General features: G+C 52.6%; 7 protein-coding genes. All 7 read right to left on the bottom strand.

Features of this window, described 5'->3' with window-relative positions; translation table 11 throughout:
* Positions 1 to 998, bottom strand: a 998-nt coding sequence (locus B3F49_RS01095) for an NADH:ubiquinone reductase (Na(+)-transporting) subunit F (protein WP_293908608.1), incomplete at its 3' end; no start/stop codon positions are given.
* Between the two features lie 10 nt (positions 999 to 1,008).
* The gene (locus B3F49_RS01100; RefSeq protein WP_293894573.1) at positions 1,009 to 1,602 is read right to left on the bottom strand and encodes an NADH:ubiquinone reductase (Na(+)-transporting) subunit E; all 594 of its coding nucleotides are present in this window, start codon (positions 1,600 to 1,602) and stop codon (positions 1,009 to 1,011) included.
* Positions 1,595 to 2,206, bottom strand: a complete 612-nt coding sequence (locus B3F49_RS01105; RefSeq protein WP_293894570.1) for an NADH:ubiquinone reductase (Na(+)-transporting) subunit D — start codon at positions 2,204 to 2,206, stop codon at positions 1,595 to 1,597. The genes B3F49_RS01100 and B3F49_RS01105 overlap by 8 nt, the downstream gene beginning before the upstream one ends.
* A gap of 1 nt (position 2,207) precedes the next feature.
* Entirely contained in the window at positions 2,208 to 2,801 is a 594-nt protein-coding gene (locus B3F49_RS01110; protein WP_293894567.1) for an FMN-binding protein, read from the bottom strand.
* Positions 2,798 to 3,772, bottom strand: coding sequence for an RnfABCDGE type electron transport complex subunit D (locus B3F49_RS01115; RefSeq protein ID WP_293894564.1), 975 nt, complete (start codon positions 3,770 to 3,772; stop codon positions 2,798 to 2,800). Before B3F49_RS01115 ends, B3F49_RS01110 begins: the two co-directional genes overlap by 4 nt.
* A 105-nt stretch (positions 3,773 to 3,877) precedes the next feature.
* Positions 3,878 to 4,999 (bottom strand): hypothetical protein, encoded by a 1,122-nt coding sequence (locus B3F49_RS01120; RefSeq protein ID WP_293894561.1) that lies wholly within the window; start codon positions 4,997 to 4,999, stop codon positions 3,878 to 3,880.
* 98 nt (positions 5,000 to 5,097) lie between these two features.
* Positions 5,098 to 5,331 (bottom strand): hypothetical protein (locus B3F49_RS01125; protein WP_293908609.1); only part of this gene is annotated, 234 nt, incomplete at its 5' end.

Raw genomic sequence — 5,331 nt, forward strand, 5'->3', positions numbered from 1 at the left:
TTGGGGCCGTCCTTGACCATGCGCCTGACCACATCGGTGATAAGACCGGTTTCTCCCTCCCAATTGTCCTCTGCAGCCGGCTCGCTGAGAGCGGGCACGAACGTGAAGTTCGGCAAACGTTGCTCCAAGGCATGCATCTCATCGAGGAGAAAGAGGTCCCGCTTTGATCGGGCACCAAAGAAGTACATGGCTTTGCGGTTGATTCCTTTTTGGGCCATATCCATCAGGATCGACTTGATAGGAGCCATGCCCGATCCTCCGGCGATGAAGATGATGTTCCGGTCGCTTTCACGCAGATAAAACTCACCATATGGACCGTTGATGGTCACCTCATCACCTTCCTTGAGGATTGTATGCACGTAGGTGGTGCAAATCCCATTGGGAACCAAGCGAATTTCCAGTTCCACCCTCGTATTGTCATCCGGTGGCGATGCAACCGAATATGCACGATACACGCTCTCTTCGGTGTTCTCATACTCAGGAACTTTAAACTGGATGTATTGGCCGGCCAACGGCGTGATGGTCTCACCGTCCTTGAGGCGCAGCGTCACCTCCTTGATGTCATGGGTGAGGTCGCGGATGCGTTCGACCCTTGTGATGAACTCCCTGACCGAGAACAGCTCCTCGGGAATGACGATGGCGACATCCGCCTTCACCTTGAACTGGCAGGAGAGTCTGACCTGCTGTTTTTTCTCATCCTCGCTGATGAAGGGCAGCTCGGTGGGCAGATACTCTCCGCCTCCTTGGACTACGCGAACCTTGCACAAGCCGCAGGAGCCCCGTCCGCCGCAGGCCGAAGGAATGAACACGCCTTCCTGGTTCAATGCCTTGAGCAGCGGTTGGCCGCCTTTCACCTCAAGCTCCTTCGTTCCATCATTGATGGAAATCCTGACGATTCCGTAGTTGCCGATGGTGGCATCGGCGATGACCATCAAGAGGGCAAGGAACACCGAGATGAGACTGATGACAGCGATGCTTATCAGAAGGGTGATGACCATACGCTTCTCCTTATGATACGGCGATCATGCCGGAGAAGCCCATGAATGCCATGGCCATGAATCCAGCGATTATCAGGGTGATGCCGGGGCCCTCCAAGGCGGGCACAACCTTGGCGTTCTTCAGCTTCACCCGGATGCCGGCCATTGCGATGATGGCGACAAACCAACCGATGCCGCTTCCAAGTCCGAATACGAAGGATGTAAAGAATGAATACTCTCGAATGACCATGAACAAGCTGACACCCAGGATTGCACAGTTGACGGTGATCAGGGGCAGGAAAATGCCCAATGATTGGTACAGCGGCTCGCTGTATCGCTCGATGGCCATCTCGGTGAGCTGCACGAAGGCGGCGATGACGATGATGAACACTATGAAGCGAAGGTATTCCAACCCAAAAGGAAGCAGCAGGTACTCATACACCAGCCAGTTCAGCGGTGTGGTGGTGGCCATGACGAATATGACGGCGACCCCCAACCCCAACGAGGTCTTCATCTCCTTTGAGACCGAGAGGAACGAACAGGTGCCCAGATAATTGGTCAACAGGATGTTGCTGGTGAAAATCGAGGCAAAGAATACGGACAGAGGAAGTAGAGCGTCATGCATGGCTGGCCTCCTTCATGATTGTTTCGCGAATGATCCAAATCAGGATGGCAAGGACGAAGAACCCTCCCGGGGGCATGATCATGATCGACCAGTTCGTCCACCAACTTCCCAGAATCCTGTAGCCCCAGAGGCTTCCTGTTCCCAAAAGTTCTCTGACAAAGGCGATGGCAAGCAGCACGTACGCGTACCCCAGACCGGATGCAAGGCCGTCGACAAGAGAGAGCATGGGCTTGTTCTGCAGCGCAAAGGCTTCAACACGGCCCATGACGATGCAGTTTGTGATGATCAGTCCGACATAAGGTCCAAGCTGTTTCCACATCTCCGGATAAAAAGCCTTGAGCACGATGTCGACGATGATGACAAACGTTGCAATGACCATGGTTTCCACCATCATGCGGATTCGTGATGGGATATGGTTGCGCATCAGTGAAATGGTCCAGCTGGAAAGGGCGGTGGTGAACAGTACGCCCAGCGTCATGACCATGGTGTTCTGCAGCTTGTTTGTTACGGCGAGGGTGGAGCAGATGCCCAATATCTGGACGAACACCGGATTGTTTTTCCCCAGTGGTTCCAGGAAGGTTTTCCGTACTTTGTTCTTGGCCATGTCACTCTCCTCTTACGATGCGCTTGGCGGCATCTGCAGCCTGGTTTGCAAGGTTCCTGAAATATTCCGAGGTGCGGGTTGCACCGGTTATTGCATCCACTTCATTGGAGGCTGTTGCAGTCCCTTCTTCCACCAAGGTAAAAGGTGGCCGCTTGCCTCTGAATTGGTCTGTGAACCAAGGCTCCTCAATGCGGGCTCCCAAACCCGGTGTCTCATTCTGGCTTACGATGGCGACTCCGGTGAATGTTTGCAGGTCCTCTTCGAACCCGACCATGATGGAGATGGTACCCCACAGCCCCGGTCCTTCAAGCGGGATTATGAACCGTTTGCCGTCGGAGCCTGAGGTTGTGAAATAGCCGTCGGCTTCCTCAACACGCTTCAGGTAAGCTTCCTCAATGCCGGCCGTAGTGTTCACATAGGTGATTCCGGCTGCATCGAGAACGGCTTTCCTGGTAAAGGAAAGTTCATTTGCGTTGGCCCGGTCCTGTGTTGCCAGATGAATGCCTGCTGTCAACAGAATGCAGAAAAAGGTAATCAGGAACATAAACAGCAGAGGGTAGATGCGATCTTTGTAAAATGTTTTTTGCACACTCATGCAGCACCTCCCTGTGCGCGTTTCTGCTTCTTCTTTGCTTTTGCACTTTTAAGCATGGTGTCAAGCAGGGGGGCGAACATATTGGCGATGAGAATGGCAAATGTCACGCCCTCGATCCAAGTGGAGAAGGTGCGTATCAATACGGTCAAAAAGCCGAAGAGTGCTCCGTAGATCCATTTGCCGGTATCGGTCGACTGGGAAGCCGACACCGGGTCGGTGATCATGAAAAAGGCTGCCAAGAGGAAGCTGCCCGAGAAGAGGGCTGTGAGGGGGGATGAGACCGATGCCAAGCCGTGCTCGGTTGCAATCTGCAGTCCGCTTGCCCAGAAGATGGTTTGCAGCAGGATGAACGAAATCAGTGAGGAGGCGACTATTTTCCAGTTTGCGGCCTTCTTGTAGACTATGTACAGGCCTCCAAGAAGTATCAACACTGCGCTGGTTTCACCAAAACTGCCGCTGGTAAAGCCCAAAAACAGGTCAAGAAGCGATTCGCTCCCGGTGACAAGCGGGGTTGCAGCAGAGACACTGTCAGCCTTGCTGAGCCACGATCCCAACCCTGCAGGGAAGAAACCGAGGGAAACGGCATTTCCGACAAAAGCTGCCGTCATGGGAAAGCCGAAGCTGATGTAGACGAATGCCCGGGCGGTAATGGCGGGATTGAAGATATTCTTTCCAAAGCCTCCGAAGACCATTTTCCCGAAAATGATACCGAAAGCGATACCCGTGGCTGCTATCCAAAGGGGTATGGTCGGAGGCAGCGAAAGTGCGAACAGCGTGCAGGATACAAACAGCGACTCGGTCACCTTGAATCCATATCGCTTGAACATAAGCCATTCGCATGCAAGTCCTGTGGCGGTAACGACTGCAAGGGTGGCGATAAACCGCCAACCAAAAAAATAGAGTGCGGCAACGCAAAGCGGTGCGAGCCCGTAAAGGACTGTTCGCATAGCCTGTTGTTTCTGAATTTTCACCTTTCCTCTCCCTCTGTTTGCTGTAGTATACGGCAAGTTTTGTAAGAAGTAAAAAAATAAACTCCAGGGAAATATCGCTTCTTGAGTGCTCAGTGTACCAAATTCTCAGTCAAGGGAACGAATATAGCACCTTCGTCGCTTGTGTTGCTCGGTATGAAAGCTCTTCCACTGCGTCTGTACATTGTTGTTGTCCTCCAGTTCAGGGCCGGTCTCCGCATACAATACACCGTTGGCGATGGCTCGCTTGATGCCCTCGTTCATGATGATTGCATTGACGCCCCTTCCAAAATACTCCGGTTTAACGGCAATGAGATACATGTCCAGTACCTGATGTGTTTTCAAGGCTTTCAGAATATGCAGGAATCCCAAGGGGAAGATCCGTCCCCGGGAGGCCTGGAGGGGTTTTGAGAGGGACGGCACCATGATGCCGAAGCCGATGACCGACTGCTGTGCATCGACCACGACGAAGATGTACTCCAGGCTGATCAGGCTGAAAAACTGCTTGATGGCCATATCTATCTGTCCATCACTGAGAGGGCAGAAGCCGTAGAGCTTTGCAAACGACTCATTGTACATATGGAACATCTGGTGGGCATAGGGCATGACCTCCTTTTTCTTTGAGAAGGAGAGCAGTCGATAGCCGTGCCGTTTCTGTGCAAATTCGCATATCCGCTCGATGCGGGGGTCCGGCTTCGGGGGTACAAAAACCTTGTACTCCACCCAGTCGATATCCTTGGTAAATCCCAGTTGTGTGAGATGCTCATGGTAGTAGGGATGGTTGTACAGGGTGATGAACATCCCGATTTGGTCGAACCCTTCCACCAGCAGGCCCTGCTTGTCCAAGTCTGAAAAACCGATCGGGCCGATGACGGTATTCATGCCTTTCTGCCTGCCCCAGGCCAAGACAGCATCGAAGAGAAGCCGGCTGACCTCGATGTCGTCGATGACATCGTAGCGTGTGAAGCGCATGTATGCTTGATTTTTGATTTTGTTGAGCTTGTGGTTGATAAGGCCGGCAACCCGGCCGACAACCTTGCCGTCTTTCCTGGCAAGGAATGCAATGGTCTCACAATACTCGAATGCAGGGTTCTTCTTGGGGTTGAAGTTCCACTTCTCATCTAGCAACAAGGTTGGGACATAGTAGGGATTGTCTGTATATAAACGATTGGGAAAGTCAAAGAAGAGCTTCCAATCATGCTTGGTGGATACAGGGTGGACTGAAATCATGGGAACCTCCGGCGTTTGCCTTTTGCCATTGTATCGCATTTGGCTTGGGTTGCAACCGTGAGATGCATGTTTTTCTACACTCTTCCAAGAGTTGTAGCCTATCTGTTACCCTCTTGCAATGACAAGAGGGCTTCTTGGGTTGCTGTGATATCCCTGACCTTTGGATTGGATATCTTGTCCTTGAAAGCGATGACGGCCGGCACAGCTTCAAAAGAAGACACCAGGCCTGACAGCAGGTGCTGGCAGAGCCAAAGAAACGGGTATAGTACATAGGCAAAAGGCCCCATCATCTGCCGTGCCTGCTCCCGTTGCTCATCCCGCCGTCGGCGGTG

The organism is Sphaerochaeta sp. UBA5836 (genome assembly GCF_002432845.1).
Classification (GTDB): domain Bacteria; phylum Spirochaetota; class Spirochaetia; order Sphaerochaetales; family Sphaerochaetaceae; genus Sphaerochaeta.

Excerpts from the sequence above, each read along its gene's own strand:
- B3F49_RS01100 (WP_293894573.1), bottom strand. The coding sequence starts at position 1,602 with ATGCATGACGCTCTACTTCCTCTGTCCGTATTCTTTGCCTCGATTTTC.
- B3F49_RS01105 (WP_293894570.1), bottom strand. The coding sequence starts at position 2,206 with ATGGCCAAGAACAAAGTACGGAAAACCTTCCTGGAACCACTGGGGAAA.
- B3F49_RS01110 (WP_293894567.1), bottom strand. The coding sequence starts at position 2,801 with ATGAGTGTGCAAAAAACATTTTACAAAGATCGCATCTACCCTCTGCTG.
- B3F49_RS01120 (WP_293894561.1), bottom strand. The coding sequence starts at position 4,999 with ATGATTTCAGTCCACCCTGTATCCACCAAGCATGATTGGAAGCTCTTC.